Origin of the sequence: Streptomyces sp. NBC_00425, assembly GCF_036030735.1 — a bacterium.
In the GTDB taxonomy this organism is placed as follows: Bacteria; Actinomycetota; Actinomycetes; order Streptomycetales; family Streptomycetaceae; genus Streptomyces.
Map to the genome: position 1 here is coordinate 6,428,692 of NZ_CP107928.1, position 20,790 is coordinate 6,449,481.

General features: G+C 71.8%; 19 protein-coding genes. 13 read left to right on the forward strand and 6 right to left on the reverse strand.

The features are described 5' to 3' along the window. Positions 1-139: 139 nt before the first annotated feature. From OHS82_RS28060 to OHS82_RS28100, 9 genes are all read left to right on the forward strand, one after another. The gene (locus OHS82_RS28060) at positions 140-1,360 is read left to right on the forward strand and encodes a carbohydrate kinase family protein (RefSeq protein WP_443061803.1); all 1,221 of its coding nucleotides are present in this window, start codon (positions 140-142) and stop codon (positions 1,358-1,360) included. Positions 1,361-1,483: 123 nt separating this feature from the next. Beyond that, positions 1,484-2,542: a PhoH family protein gene (locus OHS82_RS28065; protein ID WP_079040914.1), complete on the forward strand. Its 1,059-nt coding sequence runs from the start codon at positions 1,484-1,486 to the stop codon at positions 2,540-2,542. Between the two features lie 12 nt (positions 2,543-2,554). After that, positions 2,555-3,052: an rRNA maturation RNase YbeY gene (gene ybeY, locus OHS82_RS28070; protein WP_057574725.1), complete on the forward strand. Its 498-nt coding sequence runs from the start codon at positions 2,555-2,557 to the stop codon at positions 3,050-3,052. Further along, positions 3,049-4,353, forward strand: a complete 1,305-nt coding sequence (locus OHS82_RS28075; protein ID WP_057574726.1) for a hemolysin family protein — start codon at positions 3,049-3,051, stop codon at positions 4,351-4,353. The genes ybeY and OHS82_RS28075 overlap by 4 nt, the downstream gene beginning before the upstream one ends. Continuing rightward, positions 4,350-4,709, forward strand: a complete 360-nt coding sequence (locus OHS82_RS28080; protein ID WP_057574727.1) for an MmcQ/YjbR family DNA-binding protein — start codon at positions 4,350-4,352, stop codon at positions 4,707-4,709. Before OHS82_RS28075 ends, OHS82_RS28080 begins: the two co-directional genes overlap by 4 nt. Positions 4,710-4,830: 121 nt before the next feature. Continuing rightward, positions 4,831-5,184 carry a hypothetical protein gene (locus OHS82_RS28085; protein WP_057574728.1) on the forward strand — a complete coding sequence of 118 codons (354 nt, stop codon included), beginning with the start codon at positions 4,831-4,833 and terminating at the stop codon, positions 5,182-5,184. Positions 5,185-5,481: 297 nt separating this feature from the next. After that, a complete protein-coding gene (locus OHS82_RS28090; protein ID WP_328434760.1) occupies positions 5,482-5,958 on the forward strand; it encodes a hypothetical protein in 477 nt (158 codons plus the stop codon). A 172-nt stretch (positions 5,959-6,130) separates the two neighbouring features. Next, a complete protein-coding gene (locus OHS82_RS28095; RefSeq protein WP_328434761.1) occupies positions 6,131-7,456 on the forward strand; it encodes a beta-xylosidase in 1,326 nt (441 codons plus the stop codon). Positions 7,457-7,557: 101 nt separating this feature from the next. Then, a complete protein-coding gene (locus OHS82_RS28100) occupies positions 7,558-8,595 on the forward strand; it encodes a WxL protein peptidoglycan domain-containing protein (protein ID WP_328434762.1) in 1,038 nt (345 codons plus the stop codon). A gap of 96 nt (positions 8,596-8,691) precedes the next feature. Here the strand turns inward: OHS82_RS28100 and OHS82_RS28105 are convergent, their stop codons facing one another. Beyond that, on the reverse strand, positions 8,692-9,030 hold the full coding sequence (locus OHS82_RS28105) for a P-II family nitrogen regulator (RefSeq protein ID WP_057574732.1): 339 nt from the start codon (positions 9,028-9,030) through the stop codon (positions 8,692-8,694). Continuing rightward, entirely contained in the window at positions 9,027-10,337 is a 1,311-nt protein-coding gene (locus tag OHS82_RS28110; RefSeq protein ID WP_057574733.1) for an ammonium transporter, read from the reverse strand. The genes OHS82_RS28105 and OHS82_RS28110 overlap by 4 nt, the downstream gene beginning before the upstream one ends. Before the next feature lie 173 nt (positions 10,338-10,510). Between OHS82_RS28110 and era the strand changes: the two genes are divergently transcribed. Beyond that, the gene (era, locus tag OHS82_RS28115) at positions 10,511-11,464 is read left to right on the forward strand and encodes a GTPase Era (protein ID WP_057574734.1); all 954 of its coding nucleotides are present in this window, start codon (positions 10,511-10,513) and stop codon (positions 11,462-11,464) included. A 79-nt stretch (positions 11,465-11,543) separates the two neighbouring features. On the opposite strand, the gene OHS82_RS28120 is transcribed toward era, so the two are convergent. The 4 genes from OHS82_RS28120 to OHS82_RS28135 are packed head-to-tail and all read right to left on the reverse strand — an operon-like array spanning position 11,544 to position 15,539. Next, entirely contained in the window at positions 11,544-12,803 is a 1,260-nt protein-coding gene (locus OHS82_RS28120; protein ID WP_328434763.1) for an MFS transporter, read from the reverse strand. Next, positions 12,800-14,122: a GH1 family beta-glucosidase gene (locus OHS82_RS28125; RefSeq protein ID WP_057574736.1), complete on the reverse strand. Its 1,323-nt coding sequence runs from the start codon at positions 14,120-14,122 to the stop codon at positions 12,800-12,802. The genes OHS82_RS28120 and OHS82_RS28125 overlap by 4 nt, the downstream gene beginning before the upstream one ends. Before the next feature lie 58 nt (positions 14,123-14,180). Continuing rightward, positions 14,181-14,447 carry a protealysin inhibitor emfourin gene (locus OHS82_RS28130; protein WP_057574737.1) on the reverse strand — a complete coding sequence of 89 codons (267 nt, stop codon included), beginning with the start codon at positions 14,445-14,447 and terminating at the stop codon, positions 14,181-14,183. 21 nt (positions 14,448-14,468) lie between these two features. Further along, positions 14,469-15,539, reverse strand: coding sequence for a M4 family metallopeptidase (locus tag OHS82_RS28135; RefSeq protein WP_057574738.1), 1,071 nt, complete (start codon positions 15,537-15,539; stop codon positions 14,469-14,471). Positions 15,540-15,882: 343 nt separating this feature from the next. Here OHS82_RS28135 and leuA point away from each other — a divergent pair, with 343 nt between their 5' ends. From leuA to OHS82_RS28150, 3 genes are all read left to right on the forward strand, one after another. Continuing rightward, a complete protein-coding gene (gene leuA / locus OHS82_RS28140; RefSeq protein ID WP_057574739.1) occupies positions 15,883-17,604 on the forward strand; it encodes a 2-isopropylmalate synthase in 1,722 nt (573 codons plus the stop codon). A gap of 184 nt (positions 17,605-17,788) precedes the next feature. Beyond that, positions 17,789-18,484, forward strand: coding sequence for a TerB family tellurite resistance protein (locus tag OHS82_RS28145; protein WP_057574740.1), 696 nt, complete (start codon positions 17,789-17,791; stop codon positions 18,482-18,484). Positions 18,485-18,626: 142 nt separating this feature from the next. After that, positions 18,627-20,714 carry an MMPL family transporter gene (locus OHS82_RS28150; protein WP_057574741.1) on the forward strand — a complete coding sequence of 696 codons (2,088 nt, stop codon included), beginning with the start codon at positions 18,627-18,629 and terminating at the stop codon, positions 20,712-20,714. The last annotated feature ends 76 nt before the right edge of the window (positions 20,715-20,790 follow it).

The window sequence follows — 20,790 nt, forward strand, 5'->3', positions numbered from 1 at the left end:
CCCCACGGCCCGCCCCGGGAGCAGGCCGGGACCGTTCCGTACCGGCGGGTAGACCCCGCCGCCCCGGGCCCGACGAACCCCGGAGTGTCCGCCCCGTGGTGCACACTGGCCAGATCGGCACCACGTCAGGGAGCGCACCGTGACCGCGTCCAACGCGTCCACCGGAGAGGGACGCCACCGCCACACCGGCCCGAACGGCCACACCGGCCGTACCGGGCAGGACCGCCACACCGGGCAGAACGGTCACCCGGGTCCGGGGCGGCGGGCCGCCCGGGTCGACCCGCTGAAGGAGCGGCGCGCCGCCGGCGACCCGCCGTGGGACGTCTACCTCACCGGGACGGTCTTCCTCGACATCATCTTCACCGGGCTCGACTCCGCCCCGGTGCGCGGGACCGAGTCCTGGGCGCGCGGCATGGGATCGAGCCCCGGCGGCGTCGCCAACATGGCCACCGCGCTCGCCCGCCTCGGCCTGCGCACCTCCCTCGCGGCGGCCTTCGGCGACGACCACTACGGCGAGTACTGCTGGGACGCCCTGGAACAGGGCGAGGGCATCGACCTGACCCCCTCCCGCTCGGTCCCCGGCTGGCACTCCCCGGTCACCGTCTCCATGGCCTACGAGGGCGAACGCACCATGGTCTCGCACGGACACGAGCCGCCGCCCGAGGAGCCTGCGCCCGAGTGCCCCCCGCCCGCCCGCGCCGCCGTCGCCTCCCTCACCCCCGGCATCCGCGCCCCCTGGATCGAACAGGCCGCCCGCCGCGGCACCCGCGTCTTCGCCGACGTCGGATGGGACGACACGGGCGCCTGGGACCTGGCCGGCCTCGCCGACCTGGAGCACTGCGAGGCGTTCCTGCCCAACGCGCAGGAGGCCATGCGCTACACCCGCGCCGACTGCCCCCGCGCCGCCGCGCACGCCCTCACCGAACACGTTCCGCTCGCGGTCGTCACCCTCGGCGCGGAGGGCGCGTACGCGGTGGACCGCGCCACGGGCGAGAGCGCCGAGGTCCCCGCCATCGCCGTCGAGGCCCTGGACCCCACCGGCGCCGGTGACGTCTTCGTGGCCGGCTTCGTCACCGGCACCCTGGCGGGGTGGCCGCTGGCCGACCGGCTGGCCTTCGCCGGCCTCACGGCGGCCCTCTCGGTGCAGGAGTTCGGCGGCTCGCTCTCCGCCCCCGGCTGGTCCGAGATCGCGGCCTGGTGGCGCAGGGTCCAGTCGGTCGAGGGCCAGGACCCCGAGGCGCTGCAGCGGTACGCGTTCCTGGACGGTCTGCTCCCGGCACTGCTCCCCGCCGCGGAGGAGGCCGCGCCGTGGCCGCTGCGCAGGGCGGTGCCGACGATCGGTTTCGGCCGTTCGGCATAGTCACCGGCACATGACAAAACCCATGGGGCGTTGTCAGCCCCCTGGCGTACCCTTGAATCGCCAGGCCGCCCTTGTGGCGGGCGAGACGTATCCGGGAGGACGTAGAGGCCTTCGGGCCGGCCTATGACTCAGACACCGACAGCTCACACGCCCGCGCAGGGCAAGGCGAGAGCACAGTTCACCGTTCCCGCCCAGCACCCCATGGTGACCGTGCTGGGATCCGGAGACTCCCTCCTGCGCGTGATCGAGACGGCTTTCCCGGCGGCCGACATCCACGTCCGGGGCAACGAGATCAGCGCGGTCGGCGACCCACGGGAAGTCGCCCTTGTCCAGCGCCTGTTCGACGAGATGATGCTGGTGCTCCGCACCGGGCAGCCGATGACGGAGGACGCAGTGGAACGCTCGATCGCCATGCTGCGGGCAAGTGAGAACGGGACGAGTGAAGGCCGGGAGACCCCGGCCGAGGTTCTGACACAGAACATCCTGTCCTCGCGCGGCCGCACCATCAGACCCAAGACCCTCAACCAGAAGCGGTACGTCGACGCGATCGACAAGCACACGATCGTCTTCGGCATCGGCCCCGCGGGCACCGGCAAGACCTACCTGGCCATGGCCAAGGCGGTGCAGGCGCTGCAGTCCAAGCAGGTCAACCGCATCATCCTGACCCGTCCCGCGGTCGAGGCCGGCGAACGCCTCGGCTTCCTGCCGGGCACCCTCTACGAGAAGATCGACCCCTACCTCCGCCCGCTCTACGACGCCCTGCACGACATGCTCGACCCCGACTCGATCCCGAAGCTGATGGCCGCGGGCACGATCGAGGTGGCCCCGCTGGCGTACATGAGGGGTCGCACGCTCAACGACGCCTTCATCATCCTGGACGAGGCGCAGAACACGAGCCCCGAGCAGATGAAGATGTTCCTGACCCGGCTCGGGTTCGAATCGAAGATCGTGATCACCGGTGACGTGACGCAGGTCGACCTGCCGAACGGCACCAAGTCGGGCCTGCGGCAGGTCCAGGAGATCCTCGAGGGCGTCGACGACGTGCACTTCTCCCGCCTGTCGTCCCAGGACGTCGTCCGGCACAAGCTCGTCGGCCGTATCGTCGACGCGTACGAGAAGTACGACAGCCACAACGGTACGGAGAACGGCACCCACCAGGGCGGCCGTAACAAGCGGAAGTAGACGAGCAGCGCCATGTCGATCGACGTCAACAACGAGTCCGGAACCGAGGTCGACGAGCAGGCGGTCCTCGACATCGCCCGCTACGCGCTCGCGCGGATGCGCATCCACCCGCTCTCCGAGCTCTCGGTGATCGTCGTGGACGCCGACGCCATGGAGCAGCTGCACATCCAGTGGATGGACCTGCCGGGGCCGACCGACGTCATGTCCTTCCCGATGGACGAGCTGCGTCCGCCGTCGAAGGACGACGACGAGCCCCCGCAGGGCCTCCTCGGCGACATCGTGCTGTGTCCCGAGGTGGCCGAGCGGCAGGGCAAGGAAGCGCCCACGGAGCACTCCATGGACGAGGAGCTGCAGCTGCTCACGGTCCACGGAGTGCTGCATCTGCTGGGCTACGACCACGAGGAACCCGACGAGAAGGCCGAGATGTTCGGTCTCCAGGCGGCCATCGTGGACGGCTGGCGGGCCGAGAAGGGTCTGACCGGGCCGTCGCCGGCGCCGACCGTCTCATGAGCCCCACCCTCATCGCCGGCGCGATCGCGCTGGTCGTCGTCGCGTGGCTCGCCGCCTGCGCGGAGGCGGGCCTCGCGCGCGTCTCCAGCTTCCGCGCCGAGGAGGCCGTGCGGTCCGGCCGGCGCGGCAGCGCCAAGCTCGCGCAGATCGCCGCCGACCCCACCCGCTATCTCAACGTGGCCCTGCTGGTCCGGGTGGCGTGCGAGATGGCGGCCGCCGCGCTGGTCACCTACGAGTGCCTGCAGGAGATCGACGGCACGGCCCCGGCGCTGTTCGCCGCGATCGGCGTGATGGTGCTGGTGTCCTACGTGGCCGTCGGCGTCTCCCCGCGCACCATCGGCCGTCAGCACCCGCTGAACACGGCGACGGCGGCCGCGTACGTGCTCCTGCCGCTGGCCAGGATCATGGGCCCCATCCCCTCGCTGCTGATCCTCATCGGCAACGCGCTCACGCCCGGCAAGGGTTTCCGCCGGGGCCCGTTCGCCTCCGAGGCGGAGCTGCGGGCGCTGGTCGACCTCGCGGAGAAGGAGTCGCTGATCGAGGACGAGGAGCGCCGCATGGTGCACTCGGTCTTCGAGCTCGGCGACACCCTGGTGCGGGAGGTCATGGTGCCGCGGACCGATCTCGTCGTCATCGAGCGCTACAAGACCATCCGTCAGGCCCTCACCCTCGCCCTGCGCTCCGGGTTCTCCCGGATACCCGTCACCGGGGAGAGCGAGGACGACATCGTCGGCATCGTGTATCTGAAGGACCTGGTCCGCAAGACGCACATCAGCCGGGACGCCGAGGGCGAGCTGGTGTCGACGGCGATGCGGCCGGCCGCCTTCGTCCCCGACACCAAGAACGCGGGGGACCTGCTGCGCGAGATGCAGCAGGACCGCAACCACGTCGCCGTCGTCATCGACGAGTACGGCGGCACCGCGGGCATCGTGACCATCGAGGACATCCTCGAGGAGATCGTCGGCGAGATCACCGACGAGTACGACCGCGAGCTCCCGCCGGTGGAGGAGCTCGGCGACGACCGTCACCGGGTCACCGCCCGTCTCGACATCACCGACCTGGGCGAGCTGTACGGCCTGGAGGAGTACGACGACGAGGACGTGGAGACGGTCGGCGGCCTGCTGGCGAAGGCCCTCGGCCGGGTGCCCATCGCCGGCGCCTCCTCCGAGGTCGAGCTGCCCGACGGGCGCAGGCTGCGGCTGACGGCGGAGGCCGCGGCCGGCCGCCGGAACAAGATCGTGACGGTGCTGGTGGAGCCGGTGGAGCCCGCCGTGACGTCGTCGGAGGGCGAGGCCGGGTGACCCCCGAGGAACTGCGCGAGCTGTGTCTGTCCTTCGAGGCGGTGCAGGAGGACTTCCCGTTCCGGCCGGAGATCTCGGTCTTCAAGGTGCTGGGGAAGATGTTCGCGCTGAGCTGGACGGCGGACCGGCCGCTGAAGGTCAACCTCAAGTGCGACCCCGAGGACGCGGTGCGGCTGCGCGGTGAGCATCCGGGGCTGATCGCGCCCGGGTACCACATGAACAAGCGGCACTGGAACACGGTGACGGTCGACGCGGAGCTCCCCGTCGGCCTGGTCCGGGAGCTCGTCGAGGACTCGTACGACCTGGTGGTGGCCGGTCTGCCGCGCGCCGAACGGCTGCGCCTCGACCGTCCCTGAGGGCGCTGCGGCGTTCCCGGGGCCGTCCCGCGGCCGCCCGGTTCCGGCCCCGGTTCCGCTCGGTTCCCGTCTCGTCGGGGGCCGCCGCCGTGGGCGCGCCGGTTCTTCGTATGCTCGGGGCATGACCGACAGCACCGCGCTCGACCCCGAGGACCGCAAGATCGTCACGCTGGCCCGCTCCGCGCGGGCCCGCAACGGTGTGCCCGAGGGGGCCGCCGTCCGCGACGACACCGGACGCACGTATGTCGCGGGGACGGTGGATCTGCCGTCGCTGCGGCTGAGCGCGCTGCGGACGGCGGTGGCGATGGCCGTGGCGTCCGGCGCGCGGTCGCTGGAGGCGGCGGCGGTGGTGACGTCGTCGGAGGAGGCCGCCGTGGACGATCTCGCCGCCGTACGGGATCTCGGCGGGCCGGGGACGCCGGTGCTGCTGGCCTCGCCGGACGGAACGGTTCGACTCACCGTCTCCGCCGGCTGAGCCCCCGGGTCTCCAGGGTTCCCCGGGTTCCCTGGGTTCTCTGGGTTCCCCCGTGTCCCCCGTGTCTCCCGTTCCCCAGGGTTGCCCCGGTCCTTCACCCGTCCCGGTCGGGCGTCGGTGTCACCGGGTGCAACTCGGCCGGAATTCGGCCTTGCCGTGTCCCGTCCCGCCCGGGTCAATGAGACCGTAAGTTCCGACGGACCGTCAGATTCACCCCCACCGGCACCGGTGTCCGCACCCACCGTCCCGTTTTTCGGCCGTCCGTCTCCCCACATCCGGGAAGGAGCCGGAAACCCCATGAGAGGCAAGCGAATCGGATCAGGTGCGGCAATGCTGGCCGGGACCCTGGCGGTCACCGGACTGGCGTTCGCGCCCTCTGCCGCCGCCGTCAGCCCGACGACGGCCACGTTCACCGCGAGCTGCGGTCTCTTCGGCGGCGGGGCGGCCACCCTCACGGCCACCCAGAGCGGCAGCTCCGCCACCCTCACCCTCACGTCCAGCGCGATCACCGCGCCGATCCCGATCAGCGCCAACAGCATCAACTCCACGCTCACGATGGCGAACTCGACCGGAGCCGCGAGGGTCTTCTCCGGCGCGGTGAACCCCGCCATGGCGACCGGCGCACCGATCACGGTCGGACCGCTCAACGGGACCGTGGCCTCGGGAGACAGTCTCGACATCAACGGCGGCTCGCTGAAGATGGTCATCTTCGGGATCACCGTCACCTGCAAGGCGACCGGCCCGCAGGCGCCGGGGCCGTTCGTCTACGACTGATAGCGGTCGGAAACTGTACGTGCGGGCCGTCAGTTCTCCTGCTGCAGCAGGAAGCTGACGGTCCATCAGTTCGTTGGCGCGTTTCCATTGACTTCTTGCGCGATCCGCATCTCAATGCCCCCTGTCGGCGCAGAAGAGCCGCTGCGCCCGCACCCTGGAGGAGGGGGCACCAATGGGTTCGACACCCCGCAGTTCCCGAAGACGGCACTGGGCGTCACTGCTCGGGGCCACCGCGCTCGCGGTCACCACGGGCGGGGCGCTGGCGTGTCCGGCCGGCGCCGCGACCGACGTCAGCTTCCCGACGCACTGTGTTCCGCCGCCCATCGCCGGCATCCCGCCGATCGACGGCACCACCACCGCGAGGCTCGCGGTCGACGACACCACGCCCGAGGTCGGCGACACCGTCACCGTGACGTACACGGTGGTCGCGCCCGCCGCGAGCAACCCCACCGACCTGGCCCTGCCGGCCGACATCATGACGCCGACGGGCAAGGTCACCCTCGGCGGCGCGCAGACCGGCAGCATCACCGTGACGGGCCCGAAGAAGAACGACCCGGTGCCCGGCAAGGGCGCTTTCCCGTCGTTCTCCATGACCGGCACGTTCACCGTCACCAGCCCCGGCGCGATCACCCTCTCGCCCGGCGACTACAACATCCACACCAGCTACATCCTCGAGCTGGACACCCCCTGCACGGTGATCAACCCGCCCGCCCCGGTGTCGGAGACGGTCACCGCGGCGGACAACCCGCCGGCCAACACCCGTGCCATCCAGCTGGGTTCGGCCTCCGGAAGCCCGGGGGCGAGCGTCGCGGTCACCGGCAGCGGCTTCACGCCGGGCGCGTCGGTCACCCTGGCCGGCCGGTCCGGCTCCGCCCAGACGGCGGACACCGCGACCGTGACCGCGAACGGGCAGGGGAACATCTCCGGCTCGCTCGTCGTCAGCGACCTCACCACGAACGGCGTGGTGGCGTACGAGGGGAGCGCCTGGAGCGCCGACCTCGGCGCCGGACCGGTCGCCTACGTCGTCATCGACGACCAGCCCGTGCCGGACGGCAGCCAGAAGGTGACCACCACGGTCCGCGCGGGCACGCTGTCGATGTCCCAGGCCGGGGACGCCGTCCAGCTGTCCGGGGTCGAGTTCGGCCAGGGCGGCGCCTCGACCGGCGCCCTGCAGACGGTCACCGTCAAGGACTTCCGCGGCGGACCCGCCGGCTGGTCCCTGACCGGCAAGGTCACCGACTTCAGCGGCTCCGGAGCCAAGATCGACGCCGGCAAGCTGAGCTGGACGCCCGCATGCAGCACCAAGGCGGGCAGCCCGAGCACCTGTCAGGCCGGTTCGGCGGGCACGGTCGGCGCCTCGGGGGCGACCCTGGCGTCCACGCCCGACGGTACGGCCACCGGCGGCGAGTTCACCGCCAACGCCCGACTGTCCCTCGACGTACCGTCGTTCACGCCTCCGGGCACCTACGCCGGCGTCCTGACCCTCACGCTCAGCTGATCTCACGCACCATGTCCACCGGTGGCCGGGCGCCCGCCCCACAGGTCCGCACCCGCCCGTCCGCCCAGCCGTCGCAGCCCGTTCGTGGGGGGTCCGCACCCATGCGCAAGCCGTACGTCCTCCTCCTGCCGTTCCTGCTGGGCCTGCTGTTCGCCGCGCCCACGCCCGCACGGGCCGCCGACAACGGCAGCTGGTCCGTGTACCCCGTCTCCTCGGCCGTCGCCGCGCGGCCCTATTTCTACGTCTCCGCGGATCCCGGCCAGACGATCGAGGACAAGGTCGTCGTCGCCAACAAGACCGACGCGCCCCTCACCTTCCGGCTGTACGCGGCCGACGCGTACAACACCGCACGCGACGGCGGGTTCGCCGTCCGGTCGCTGGGGGAGCGGATGCGGGGCGTGGGCGCGTGGGCCGAGCTGCCGCGGGACCGGATCACCGTGCCCGGCCGCGGGACCGTCACCGTGCCGTTCACCGTCCGGGTGCCCGAGGGCGCCGAGCCGGGCGACCATCCGGGGGCCGTCGTCGCCCTCGACGAACGCGTGGAGCGGGGCGACGGCTCGGTCGCGCTCGGCGTGCAGCGGGCCGTCGCCGCCCGCGTCTACCTCCAGGTCGGCGGACCCACCCTGCCCGCGCTCGCCGTCGAGGACGTCCGTGTCAGCCACCACCAGCCGCTGGTCCCGGGCTTCGGCGACAGCACCGCGACGATCTCCTACACCCTGCACAACACCGGCAACGTGACCCTCGATCCGAAGGTGCGGCTGACGGCACGGGGCCTGTTCGGCCGCACGCTCCTCGACCGCCGCCTGACGAAGGTCCCCTCCCAGCTCCTTCCGGGCCAGCGAGTCCGCCTCACCGAACGCTGGACCGGCGCCCCCCACCTCGACCGGACGGACGTGAAGCTGACGGCGACCGCCACGAGGACGCAGGAGTCGGCGACGGCGTCGTTCGTGGCGGTGCCCTGGCTGGTCCTCACGGTTGTGGCGGCGGGCATCGCGGCGGGGGTGTGGCTCCTGATCCGGCGGCATCGGCGAAACTGCCCCCGCGGGGCGCGGGCCTCCGGCGTCACACGGCTCCGCCGCGGGGCGCGACCAGTCCCCGCTCACCCGCCGGCAAGGACCGGCCGGACCGCCGGACGCTAGGACGCTTGCCAGGCGTAGCCCGGCAGGCGGACTTTCGAAACGCGTCCTGGCACCGGGACCGGAAAGGCTGACCGGCGCGCGACGCCCGGCGCCGGACTACAGCGCGTCCGGTCCCCGCTCGCCCGTGCGGACCCGGACGACCGTCTCGACCGGGAGCGCCCACACCTTGCCGTCGCCGATCTTGCCGGTGTGCGCGGCGCGCACGATCGCGTCGATGACGGCCTCGGACTCCGCGTCCTCGACGACGACCTCGATGCGGACCTTGGGCACGAGGTCGACCTGGTACTCGGCGCCCCGGTACACCTCGGTGTGGCCGCGCTGCCGGCCGTAGCCGCTGGCCTCGGTCACGGTCAGACCGTGTACGCCGAGCTCCTGCAGGGCCGTCTTGACCTCGTCGAGGCGGTAGGGCTTGACGATCGCGGTGATGAGCTTCATGCGTGTGGCTTGACCTTCTGGGCGGAGGGGACGGAGTGCGCGGAGACCGGGGCGCCGTGGCCCAGGACGCCGTGATCGTATGCCGTCTCGGCGTGCACCGTAAGGTCCAGGCCGGTGTGCTCGTGGTCCTCGTCCGCGCGGAGGCCGATCGTGCGGTCGAGCAGCTTGCCGATGCCGTAGGTCACGGTGAAGGCGTAGGCGGCGACCGCGATCACCGCGACCAGCTGTCTGCCGAGCTGCCCGAACCCGCCGCCGTACAGCAGGCCCTCGGGGCCGCCGGTCATGGTGTCCACGGCGAAGACGCCGATCAGGAGCGTGCCGATGACGCCGCCGACCAGGTGGACGCCGACCACGTCGAGGGAGTCGTCGTAGTCGAGCCGGAACTTCCAGCTCACGGCGTAGGAGCAGACGACGCCGGCGGCGAGGCCCACGACCAGGGCGCCGAGCAGGGAGACCGAGCCGCAGGACGGCGTGATCGCCACCAGACCCGCGACCGCGCCGGAGGCCGCGCCCAGCGTCGTCGGGTGGCCGTCGCGCTGCTGCTCGACGAAGAGCCAGCCCAGCAGGCCCGTGCAGCCGGCCGCCAGCGTGTTGAGGAAGGCCGCCGCCGCCAGCCCGTTCGCGCCCAGCGCGGAACCGGCGTTGAACCCGAACCAGCCGAACCACAGCAGGCCCGCGCCCAGCATCACCATGGGCAGGTTGTGCGGACGCATCGCGTCCTTCTTGAAGCCCAGCCGCGGGCCCAGGACCAGGCACAACGCCAGACCGGAGGCCCCGGACGTGATCTCGACGGGCAGGCCGCCCGCGAAGTCCAGCGCGCCGAGCCGGTCGAGGATCCAGCCGCCCGGGCCCCAGACCCAGTGCGCGACGGGAACGTATACGAGCAGCGCCCAGACCGGCACGAAGACCAGCCAGGCCGCGAACTTCGCCCGGTCCGCGATCGCGCCGCTGATCAGCGCCGCGGTGATGATCGCGAAGGTGAGCTGGAAGGTGGCGAACAGCAGGGTCGGGACCGTGCCCTGGACGCTGTCCGGGCCGAGGCCCGCCATCCCGGCGTGCTCGAGGCCGCCGATGAGGCCGTCGCCGGCGTCCTTCCCGAAGGCGAGGGAGTAGCCGGCCGCCAGCCACACCACCGTGACCAGGGCGATCGACACGAAGCTCATCATGAGCATGTTGAGGACGCTCTTCGTACGGACCATGCCGCCGTAGAAGAGGGCCAGTCCCGGGGTCATCAGCAGGACGAGGGCGGTGGCGGCGAGCAACCAGGCGGTGTCGCCGGTGTTCGCGTGGGCGGCGGCCAGAGTCACGATGTCTCCAACGATGCGGGGGCTCGTCAGAGGGTCACCGCCCCGCGTTTCCTCCAGTGCACGTGTGTGTTTCCGTGACGTTTCGTTGCGTGGAGGTTTCCGGGAGCTCACCGTCCGGGGCCCGACCGCTCGTGTGTACGGCGGTGCTTTGCGGATCAGGGAGAATGGGGGCCATGAGCGTTCGCAACCAGTCATCCGAGCAGCCGGCCGAGTCCGTACACCGTGCCGGCTTCGCCTGCTTCGTGGGCCGCCCCAACGCCGGCAAGTCCACCCTCACGAACGCTCTGGTCGGGAAGAAGGTGGCGATCACCTCGAACCGTCCGCAGACCACGCGGCACACGGTGCGGGGCATCGTGCACCGCCCCGAGGCCCAGCTGATCCTGGTGGACACGCCGGGGCTGCACAAGCCGCGCACCCTGCTCGGCGAGCGGCTGAACGACGTCGTGCGCGCCACCTGGGCCGAGGTCGACGTCATCGGCTTCTGCCTGCCGGCCAACGAGAAGCTGGGCCCCGGCGACCGGTTCATCGCCAAGGAGCTGGCCGGGATCAAGCGGACGCCGAAGATCGCGGTCGTCACCAAGACCGACCTCGTGGACTCCAAGGCGCTCGCCGAGCAGCTCATCGCCATCGACCTGCTCGGCAAGGAGCTGGGCATCGAGTGGGCGCAGATCGTGCCGGTCTCGGCGGTCGCCGGCGAGCAGGTCGAGCTGCTGGCCGACCTGCTCATCCCGATGATGCCGGACAGCCCGCCGCTGTACCCCGAGGGCGACCTGACCGACGAGCCCGAGCAGGTGATGGTCGCCGAGCTGATCCGCGAGGCGGCGCTGGAGGGCGTCCGAGACGAGCTGCCGCACTCCATCGCGGTCGTCGTCGAGGAGATGCTCCCGCGTGAGGACCGCCCCGCCGAGAAGCCGCTGCTCGACATCCACGCCAACATCTACATCGAGCGCCCCAGCCAGAAGGGCATCATCATCGGCCCCAAGGGCAAGCGTCTGAAGGACGTCGGCATCAAGTCCCGCAAGCAGATCGAGGCGCTGCTGGGCACGCCGGTCTTCCTGGACCTCCATGTGAAGGTGGCCAAGGACTGGCAGCGCGACCCCAAGCAGCTGCGCAAACTGGGCTTCTGAGGGCGCGAGCGGGCGGCGCGGCCGTCGTCGTCACGCGGCGGCGGCACGCACCGGCTCGACGGGCCGGTCGGCCGGCGCCTCAGTCCACCCCTCTGATCCGCCCCACGAGCAGCGCTCCCGCCAGGCAGATCACGGCGGACACCAGGTACAGCATCCGGTAGCCGCCCAGGTACGTCACGATCGGGGCGGCGAGGGCGGGCGCGGCGACCTGGGGCAGGGCGTTGGCCACGTTGATGACGCCCAGGTCCTTGCCGCGGTCCCCGGCCTTCGGCAGCACGTCCGTCATCAGCGCGAAGTCCACCGAGGTGAACACGCCGAAGCCGACGCCCAGCACCGCCGCCGCCACGATCGCTCCCGGCCAGGTCTGCCAGGCGGCCAGCATCGCCGTCGCCACCGCCATCAGCACGCCGGACCAGATCACGAACGGCTTGCGCCGGCCGATCCGGTCCGACCAGACGCCCCCGACGACGACCGTGGCGAGCAGCGTCAGCCCGTTCACCGCCGTCAGGATCAGCACGCCCCCTTCCGGGTCCGCGTGGTGCAGGCGGTCGCGCAGGTAGTAGAGCAGGTAGAGCAGTACCAGCGCGTTGCTCAGGTTCATCAGGAAGCGGGTCAGCCACGCCCACCCGAGGTCGGGGTACCGGCGCGGGCTCAGCCAGAAGCCGGCCGCGAAGCCCCGCCAGGACCAGGCCGGCCGGTCCGCCTCCGCCAGCCGCAGGTCCTCGTAGCGCAGGACGTACGGCAGCACGCCCAGCGCCGTGAACACCGCGCACGCCACATATCCCGCCCCGACGCCTCCGGCGGCCGTCGCGAGCCCCGTGCCGCCGACCACACCGAGGATCTGCGCGACCCCCAGCCAGCCGCCCACCGAACCCCGCTGGAGCCGGGGGACCCGGTCGGGGACGGCCGCCGTCACCGCCGCGAAGGCGGCGTTCAGCGTCAGCTGCACCAGGCACCAGCCCAGCGCCATCGTCCAGACCCCGCGCGCGCCCGCGAGCAGCAGCAGCGACAGGGCGCCGCCCGCCGTCCCGGCGACGATCCACGGGGTGCGGCGGCCCCGGCGGGACGTCGTGCGGTCCGACAGCGCGCCGAAGAGCGGGTTCGCCGCCAGCGAGACGACCGCGCCGACGCCCGTCACCCAGGCCAGCATCGCCTCCTTCGACATGCCGGAGCCGGGCGCGAAGTCCTCGGCCTGGGAGGCCAGGAGGATCTGCAGGGGCCCGTACCAGCCCACCCAGATCGCCCCGTTGGCGAGGGACAGGGCCGACGTCCAGCCGCGGCCCACCCGTTCGACGGGCTCGGCCAGGGCTGCCGCCGGGACCCTGTCCGCCGTCGTCATCCCTGCGCCTGGAGGACGTCCCGCAGCCAGGCGTAGGACGCCTTCGGGGTGCGGACCTGCGTCGCGAAGTCGACGTGGACGAGCCCGAAGCGCCGTGCGTAGCCCTCCGCCCACTCGAAGTTGTCCAGCAGCGACCAGACGAAGTAGCCGCGCACGTCGACGCCGGCCTCCAGGGCCCGGTGCAGGGCGCGGAGGTGGCCGTCCAGGTAGGCGATCCGGGCCTGGTCGTCGAGGCCCTCGTAGGAGCAGCCGTTCTCGGTGATGACGACCGGCGGGAGGCGGTCGCCGTAGCGGTCCTTGAAGGTCGTCAGGAGTTCGGTCAGGCCCTCGGGGACGACCGGCCAGCCGAAGTCGGTCACCGGGACGCCCTCGATCTCCCGCACGGAGAAGGGGAGCTCGGCCGGCATGGTGATGCCGCCGAACTCGATCTCGGTGCCCTGCGGGGCGCCCACCCGGGTCGGGGCGTAGTAGTTGACGCCGTACCAGTCGAGGGGCTCGCCGATGATCTTCAGGTCGGCCGCGACGTCGCCCGGCATCAGCTCGCCGATGCCCTCCGGGTACGCGCCGAGCAGCAGCGGCTCGGCGAACAGACGGTTGAGCAGCAGGTCGTAGAAAGCCGCGGCCTCCAGGTCGGCGGGCTCCTGCGAGGCCGGCCAGGTCGGGCCGTGCGAGTTGGCGATGCCGATGTCCGCGGCGCCGGCCGCGCGCAGCGCCTGCACGGCGAGACCGTGGCCGAGCAGCTGGTGGTGGGCGGCCGGCAGCGCGTCGAAGAGGAGCTGCTTGCCGGGGGCGTGGGTGCCGAGAGCGTGGCCCAGCAGGGTGTGCTCGGCGGGCTCGTTGAGGGTGATCCACTTCGTGACGCGGTCCCCGAGCCGGTCCACCACCACGGACGCGTACTCCGCGAACCTGGAGGCCGTGTCCCGTTCCAGCCAGTCCAGGTCCGCCGGCAGGTCCCAGTGGAAGAGGGTGGGCACCGGTCGGACGCCCGCCGCCAGCAGTTCGTCCACGAGTCGGTCGTAGAAGTCGAGGCCGCCGGGGGCGTTGACCCGCGGCCAGGACACGGAGAAGCGGTAGGCGTTGACGCCGAGGCCCGCGAGGAGGGCCACGTCCTCGCCGTGACGGCGGACGTGGTCGCACGCCACCGCCGCCGTGGAGCCGTCCTTCACCCGTCCCGGCTCGGCCGTGAAGACGTCCCAGACGGACGGTTCGCGCCCGTCCACCGCACCTTCGATCTGGTGTGCGGACGTGGAGACCCCCCACAGGAAGTCGGCCGGGAATCGGGGGATCGGATGCGCCGCCTCGCGCGTGTCGTTCGCCATGGTCGGGATCATCCTTACCCATGGGTAAGGAAGTCAACGCCCTTACGGGAACTGCCGATCAGGCGCCTTCCTTCAGCACTCTCGTGATCAGCTCGCGCTGCTGCGACGTCAGTCGCGGGTCGGCCGCGTGGACGGTCCGCCCGTCCACCGTGATCTCGTACTGGAAGCCGTCCGGCACGCCCTGCGGGGGCGTGCCCCGGCCGGCGGCGACCGCCTGGTCGGCCAGGGCATGCCACTCGCCGGCGTCGGGCCGCCCCGCCGTGTCCACCTCGGCCTGCCGCTCGATGCCCGCGAACCCGCCCGTGCGCCTCACCTGAATACGCATGGGTCCCTGTGTAGTACGGAACTACAGGATCCGCACCCCCACCTGCTCCCACGCCTTCTGCACGGCCTGGAACTCGTCGCCGCCGTCGCCGAACCGCTCGCGCGCCGCCTTCACCGTCAGTGCGGCGAAATCGGTGAAGAAGGCCCGGTCGCCGAGTTCGCCGCCGGTCAGGACGTCGTACCAGATCTGTCCCGCCTTCTCCCAGGCGTATCCGCCGAGAGCGGCGGCGGCCAGGTAGAACGCGTGGTTGGGGATGCCCGAGTTGATGTGCACGCCGCCGTTGTCGCGGCCGGTGCGGACGTACTCGTCCATGGTCGCGGGCTGCGGGTCCTTGCCGAGGACGTCGTCGTCGTACGCGGTGCCCGGGGCCTTCATCGAGCGCAGGGCGGAGCCGGTGACGTCCGGGGCGAGCAGGCCCGCGCCGATCAGCCAGTCGGCCTCGGCGGCGGTCTGGCCGAGCGAGTACTGCTTGATGAGCGAGCCGAAGACGTCGGACATCGACTCGTTCAGGGCGCCGGGCTGCCCGTAGTAGGTCAGGTTCGCCGTGTACTGCGTGACGCCGTGGGTGAGCTCGTGCCCGATGACGTCGATCGAGTTGGTGAAGTCGAGGAAGATCTCGCCGTCGCCGTCGCCGAACACCATCTGCTCGCCGTTCCAGAAGGCGTTGTTGTAGCCCTCGTCGTAGTGGACGCTGGCGTCCAGCGGGAGGCCGTCGTCGTCGATGGAGTGCCGCCGGTAGGCCTTCAGATAGAGGTCGAAGGTGGCGCCGAGCCCGGAGTAGGCGCGGTTGACGGTCGCGTCCCGGCCGGGGTCCTGGCCCTCGGAGCGGACCTTGTCGCCGGGCAGGTCGGTGCCGTGCCCGCAGTCGTAGATCGTGCGCAGCGGCTGGTCGGAGGGGGCCTTCACGGCCGGGGCGGCGGCCAGGCGGAACTCGGTGGTCACCTGGCGCAGGCCGCGCAGCTCCAGGTCGCGCAGGAGGGTGCGCCGGGCGGGACCGGAGAGCGCGGGGTCGTCGTTGCGCGCCAGCCGGTGCAGGAGGTGCGGCGGTACGACGGTGCAGAAGACGGGCTCGAAGCCCCCGTGAGTCGTCATGCCCGGCACCCTTGCACTCTGTGACGCAACTGTCACGACAGGCAACCATGATCGGTGAAAAACGGTGACAAACACGGCAGATTCCTGGCTTCAAGTGGTATGGCGCACGTTTCGTCCCTTTTCCCTTCAGTTGCTCCCGGTGGTCCCGCATACTGATACGGACCACCGCGACAGATGCGGCTCGGCTAGGCTGCGGAGCACTATGCGTTTCGGGCTGCTTCTCCTTAGCTGCCGCGGCGAGGGCCTGTAGTCGAGGCCGACCCCCTCCCCGCGGAGCTTGGTGTTGCGTGTCGGCCGTCCTTCCGTCCGGACATCTCCGGTCACCCCGAGGAGCCAACGCCCCATGGCGAACCGCCAGCAGCCCAGCCAGATGCCGATCCACAAGTACGGGCAGTACGACCAGGTCGACATCCCCGACCGCACCTGGCCGAACAACCGGATCACCGCCGCCCCCCGCTGGCTCTCCACCGACCTGCGCGACGGCAACCAGGCCCTGATCGACCCCATGTCGCCCGAGCGCAAGCGCCGGATGTTCGACCAGCTGGTCAAGATGGGCTACAAGGAGATCGAGGTCGGCTTCCCGGCCTCCGGACAGACCGACTTCGACTTCGTGCGCTCGATCATCGAGGAAGAGGGCGCGATCCCGGACGACGTCACGATCTCCGTACTGACCCAGGCCCGTGAGGACCTGATCGAGCGGACCGTGGAGTCCCTGAAGGGCGCCAGGCGGGCGACCGTCCACCTGTACAACGCCACCGCGCCCGTCTTCCGCCGGGTCGTCTTCCGCGGCTCCAAGGACGACATCAAGCAGATCGCCGTCGACGGCACCCGCCTGGTCATGGAGTACGCGGAGAAGCTGCTGGGCCCGGAGACCGAGTTCGGCTACCAGTACAGCCCCGAGATCTTCACCGACACCGAGCTGGACTTCGCCCTGGAGGTCTGCGAGGCGGTGATGGACGTCTACCAGCCCGGTCCGGGCCGCGAGATCATCCTGAACCTGCCGGCCACCGTCGAGCGCTCCACGCCCTCCACCCACGCCGACCGCTTCGAGTGGATGAGCCGCAACCTCTCCCGCCGCGAGCACGTCGTCGTATCCGTCCACCCGCACAACGACCGCGGCACCGCCGTCGCCGCCGCCGAACTGGCGCTGATGGCCGGCGCCGACCGCGTCGAGGGCTGTCTGTTCGGGCAGGGCGAGCGCACCGGCAACGTCGACCTGGTCACCCTGGGCATGAACCTGTTCTCCCAGGGCGTCGACCCGCAGATCGACTTCTCCGACATCGACGAGATCCGTCGCACGTGGGAGTACTGCAACCAGATGGAGGTCCACCCGCGCCACCCGTACGTGGGCGACCTGGTCTACACGTCCTTCTCCGGCTCCCACCAGGACGCCATCAAGAAGGGCTTCGACGCCATGGAGGCAGACGCGGCCGCCAAGGGCGTCACCGTCGACGACATCGAGTGGGCCGTCCCGTACCTGCCGATCGACCCGAAGGACGTCGGCCGCTCCTACGAGGCGGTCATCCGCGTCAACTCGCAGTCCGGCAAGGGCGGTATCGCGTACGTCCTGAAGAACGACCACAAGCTGGACCTGCCCCGCCGGATGCAGATCGAGTTCTCCAGGCTCATCCAGGCCAAGACGGACGCCGAGGGCGGCGAGGTCACCGGCAGCGCCATCTGGTCCGTCTTCCAGGACGAGTACCTGCCGAACCCCGAGAACCCGTGGGGCCGCATCCAGGTCCGCACCGGCCAGTCGACCACCGACACCGACGGCGTGGACACCCTGACCGTCGAGGCCACGGTGGACGGCGAGGACACCGTCCTGACCGGTACCGGCAACGGTCCGATCTCGGCCTTCTTCGACGCCCTGCAGTCCGTCGGCGTCGACGTACGCCTGCTGGACTACCAGGAGCACACGATGAGCGAGGGCGCCTCCGCGCAGGCCGCCTCCTACATCGAGTGCGCGATCGGCGACAAGGTCCTGTGGGGCATCGGCATCGACGCGAACACGACGCGTGCGTCGCTGAAGGCGGTCGTCTCGGCCGTCAACCGCGCGAGCCGCTGAACACCCTGATCGGTGGTTCGAGGTCCCGGTCGCCGTACCCGGCGGCCGGGACCCCGTCGTATATCGGCCATCCGACCGTGAAGGTCACGGAGAGGTCTCGTCCTGGGTGCTGACTACACCTCAATGATGTGGCTAACATCACGGGGGCGTGCGGCGATGTTGCCGCGGCTGATGGAGGTGCGACGTGCTGCCAGAACGGGGACGAGACGGCCGTGTCACCAGGGGTGCCCGCATCCTGGGCACCCGCACCGCGTGGACGCCCGTCGGCGACGGCGAGTTCTTCTGCCCGGGCTGCGGCGGAGACCGCAACTACCAGCGGCTGACCGGCCAGCGCCGCTTCACCGTGCTCGGCGTGCCCGTCCTGCCGCGCGGCGAGACCGGCCCGGTCGTCGAGTGCGCGGCCTGCCACCGGCACTTCGGCGCCGACGCCCTCGACCACCCCACCACCGTCCGCTTCTCGGCGATGCTTCGCGACGCCGTCCACACCGTCGCCCTCGCGGTGCTGTCCGCGGGCGGCGGCTGCGCCCGCACCGCCCTCGAGACGGCCGCGGGAGCGGTCCGCGCGGCCGGCTTCGCCGACTGCACGGAGGAACAGCTCGCCGCCCTCGTCGACGCGCTGGCCGCCGACACCGGCCGCAGCTACGGCGAGCCCTACGCCCCCGGGCTCGCCATAGAGCTCCACGAGGCCCTCGACCCGCTCACCCCCCACCTCGCACCGGTCGGCCGCGAATCGATCCTGCTGCAGGGCGCCCGGATCGCCCTCGCGGACGGTCCCTACACCCCGGCCGAACGCGAGGTCCTCGCGACGGTGGGCGCGGCCCTGACGATCTGCGCGGACGACGTGACCCGCCTCCTGGCGGCGGCCCGCACACCGTCCTGATACTCCCCCGGGAGTAGCGCGGCGGCCCGGCCACCCCCGGGAGTACCCCCGAACTCGCCCCCGGGCGCGACGATCCGCCCCTCCCTCGCCGGAAGTCTGGAGAACGCAAGCCAGACAGCCGCGCCGAAGGGAGGTCCCGTTCATGGGGGCCGGAGATTTCATCAGGACCGGACGGACGAAGGGCGGGCGCAGCGTCGTCCCCTGGGTCGTGCTCGTGCTGTGGGCGGGCGTGCTCGCGCTCGCCTCGCCGTTCGCCGCCTCGCTCGCCGACGTGCAGCACGACCGGGTCACCGACTACCTGCCGGCGAGCGCCGACTCGACCCGGGCCGCGAGGCTCCAGGAGCAGCTGCCGGGCGGCGAGAGCACCGAGCTGGTGCTGGTCTACCACCGCGACGGCGGCCTGACCGCCGCCGACCGCACGACCGCGCAGCAGCAGCTCGCGCGGATCGCCGGGGACCACGCGCTGACCGGGGCCCCGCGAGGCGTCCCGTCCGCCGACGGCGCCACGCTCATGTACCCGGTCGCGACCAACGAGCCCGGCGCCGACGAGGACAAGCGGAACGCCTTCGTCGAGGACGTACGGGACGTCGCCCACAGCCGGGGCGGGCTGACCGTGGAGGTGGGCGGCACGGGCGCGCTGGCCACGGACGCCACCAAGGTCTACGACGCGCTCGGCGGCCCGCTGCTCTACACGACCGTCGGCGTCGTCGCCCTCCTGCTGATCCTCATCTACCGCAGCCCCGTGCTGTGGCTGGTGCCGCTCGCGGTGGCCGGGATCGCCGACTACCTCTCCATGGGCGTCGCCTACGGCCTCAACCAGACCTTCGGCACCACGGTGTCGGGGCAGAGCTCGGGCATCATGACCATCCTCGTCTTCGGCGCCGGCACGGACTACGCCCTGCTGCTCGTCTCGCGCTACCGGGAGGAGCTGCGGCGCTTCGAGCGGCCCTACGACGCCATGCGGGCCGCGCTGCGCGGCTGCGGTCCGGCCGTGCTCGCCTCCGCCGGGACCGTCGCCGCCGCACTGCTGTGCCTGCTCGCCGCCGACCTCAACTCCAACCGGGGCATGGGCCCGCTGGGCACGGTGGGTGTGCTGTGCGCGCTCGTCACGATGCTGACGCTGCTGCCCGCGCTCCTCGTCCTGCTGGGCCGCCGCGTGTTCTGGCCGCTCATTCCCGCCCACGGCAGCACGCCCAAAGCACGCCGATCGTTGTTCGCCGCGATGGGCGCCTCGGCCGGGCGGCGCCCGCGGACCGTTCTGGCGGCCGGCGCCGTGCTGCTCGGCGCGCTCGCACTGGGCGCGCTCAACCTGCCCGGCGCGGTCAGGCAGCAGGACTCCTTCGTCGACCGGCCCGAGTCGGTCGTCGCCATGCAGACCCTGGCCGAGGCCTTCCCCGAGCAGTCCGCCCAGCCCGTCGACGTGCTGACCCCGGCCGGCCGGGCCGACGCCGCCCTCGCCGCGATCCGGGACACGCACGGTGTCGCCGACGCCCGCCGGGGCCGTACCGCGGCCGGCTGGACGGAGATCGCGGTGACCGCCGCCGCACCACCGCAGTCCGCCGCCGAGACGGCGACGATCGAGGCACTGCGGAAGCGGTTGCCCGACTCCTACGTCGGCGGACCCAGCGCCCAGCAGATCGACCTCGAGGACGCCAACGCCCGCGACCGGCTCGTCGTCGTGCCGATCGTCCTCGTCTCCGTCCTGCTCATCCTGATCCTGCTGCTGCGCTCCCTGGTCGCACCGTTGATGCTGGTCGCCGCCGTGGTGGCGGTGTGGGGAGCGGCCCTCGGACTCGGCGGGCTGGTGTTCGGGCCGGTGTTCGGCTTCGAGGGCACGGATCCCGGGCTCGGTCTGCTGTCCTTCGTCTTCCTGGTCGCTCTCGGCGTCGACTACGGCATCTTCCTGATGCACCGGATGCGGGAGGAGTCGCTGCGCGGCGCCGAACCCGACGCGGCGGCGCTGACCGCGCTGCGCACCACCGGCGGGGTCATCGCCTCCGCCGGGCTCGTCCTCGCCGCGACCTTCGCCGTCCTGACGAACATGGGACTCGTGCAACTCGTCGAGCTGGGCTTCGTGATCGCGGTGGGCGTGCTCCTGGACACCTTCCTCGTGCGGACCTACCTGGTGACCAGCGCGAGCGTGGCGCTGGGGCGGACGGTGTGGTGGCCGGGCCGGCTGTCCCGGGCGCCGGAACCCGAAACCGCCGCCCGTGAGCGGCAGTTCGCCTGAGCGCCCGGGCGCCCCTCTTGACCGGAGGGGCGCCCGGGTGCCGCAGGATGGTCCCGTGCAGGCAACCACGACACCG

Excerpts from the sequence above, each read along its gene's own strand:
- ybeY (WP_057574725.1), top strand. The coding sequence starts at position 2,555 with ATGTCGATCGACGTCAACAACGAGTCCGGAACCGAGGTCGACGAGCAG.
- OHS82_RS28150 (WP_057574741.1), top strand. The coding sequence starts at position 18,627 with ATGGGGGCCGGAGATTTCATCAGGACCGGACGGACGAAGGGCGGGCGC.
- era (WP_057574734.1), top strand. The coding sequence starts at position 10,511 with ATGAGCGTTCGCAACCAGTCATCCGAGCAGCCGGCCGAGTCCGTACAC.
- OHS82_RS28085 (WP_057574728.1), top strand. The coding sequence starts at position 4,831 with ATGACCGACAGCACCGCGCTCGACCCCGAGGACCGCAAGATCGTCACG.
- OHS82_RS28065 (WP_079040914.1), top strand. The coding sequence starts at position 1,484 with ATGACTCAGACACCGACAGCTCACACGCCCGCGCAGGGCAAGGCGAGA.
- OHS82_RS28130 (WP_057574737.1), bottom strand. The coding sequence starts at position 14,447 with ATGCGTATTCAGGTGAGGCGCACGGGCGGGTTCGCGGGCATCGAGCGG.
- OHS82_RS28135 (WP_057574738.1), bottom strand. The coding sequence starts at position 15,539 with ATGACGACTCACGGGGGCTTCGAGCCCGTCTTCTGCACCGTCGTACCG.
- OHS82_RS28090 (WP_328434760.1), top strand. The coding sequence starts at position 5,482 with ATGAGAGGCAAGCGAATCGGATCAGGTGCGGCAATGCTGGCCGGGACC.
- leuA (WP_057574739.1), top strand. The coding sequence starts at position 15,883 with ATGGCGAACCGCCAGCAGCCCAGCCAGATGCCGATCCACAAGTACGGG.
- OHS82_RS28120 (WP_328434763.1), bottom strand. The coding sequence starts at position 12,803 with ATGACGACGGCGGACAGGGTCCCGGCGGCAGCCCTGGCCGAGCCCGTC.
- OHS82_RS28075 (WP_057574726.1), top strand. The coding sequence starts at position 3,049 with ATGAGCCCCACCCTCATCGCCGGCGCGATCGCGCTGGTCGTCGTCGCG.
- OHS82_RS28100 (WP_328434762.1), top strand. The coding sequence starts at position 7,558 with ATGCGCAAGCCGTACGTCCTCCTCCTGCCGTTCCTGCTGGGCCTGCTG.
- OHS82_RS28095 (WP_328434761.1), top strand. The coding sequence starts at position 6,131 with ATGGGTTCGACACCCCGCAGTTCCCGAAGACGGCACTGGGCGTCACTG.
- OHS82_RS28125 (WP_057574736.1), bottom strand. The coding sequence starts at position 14,122 with ATGGCGAACGACACGCGCGAGGCGGCGCATCCGATCCCCCGATTCCCG.
- OHS82_RS28105 (WP_057574732.1), bottom strand. The coding sequence starts at position 9,030 with ATGAAGCTCATCACCGCGATCGTCAAGCCCTACCGCCTCGACGAGGTC.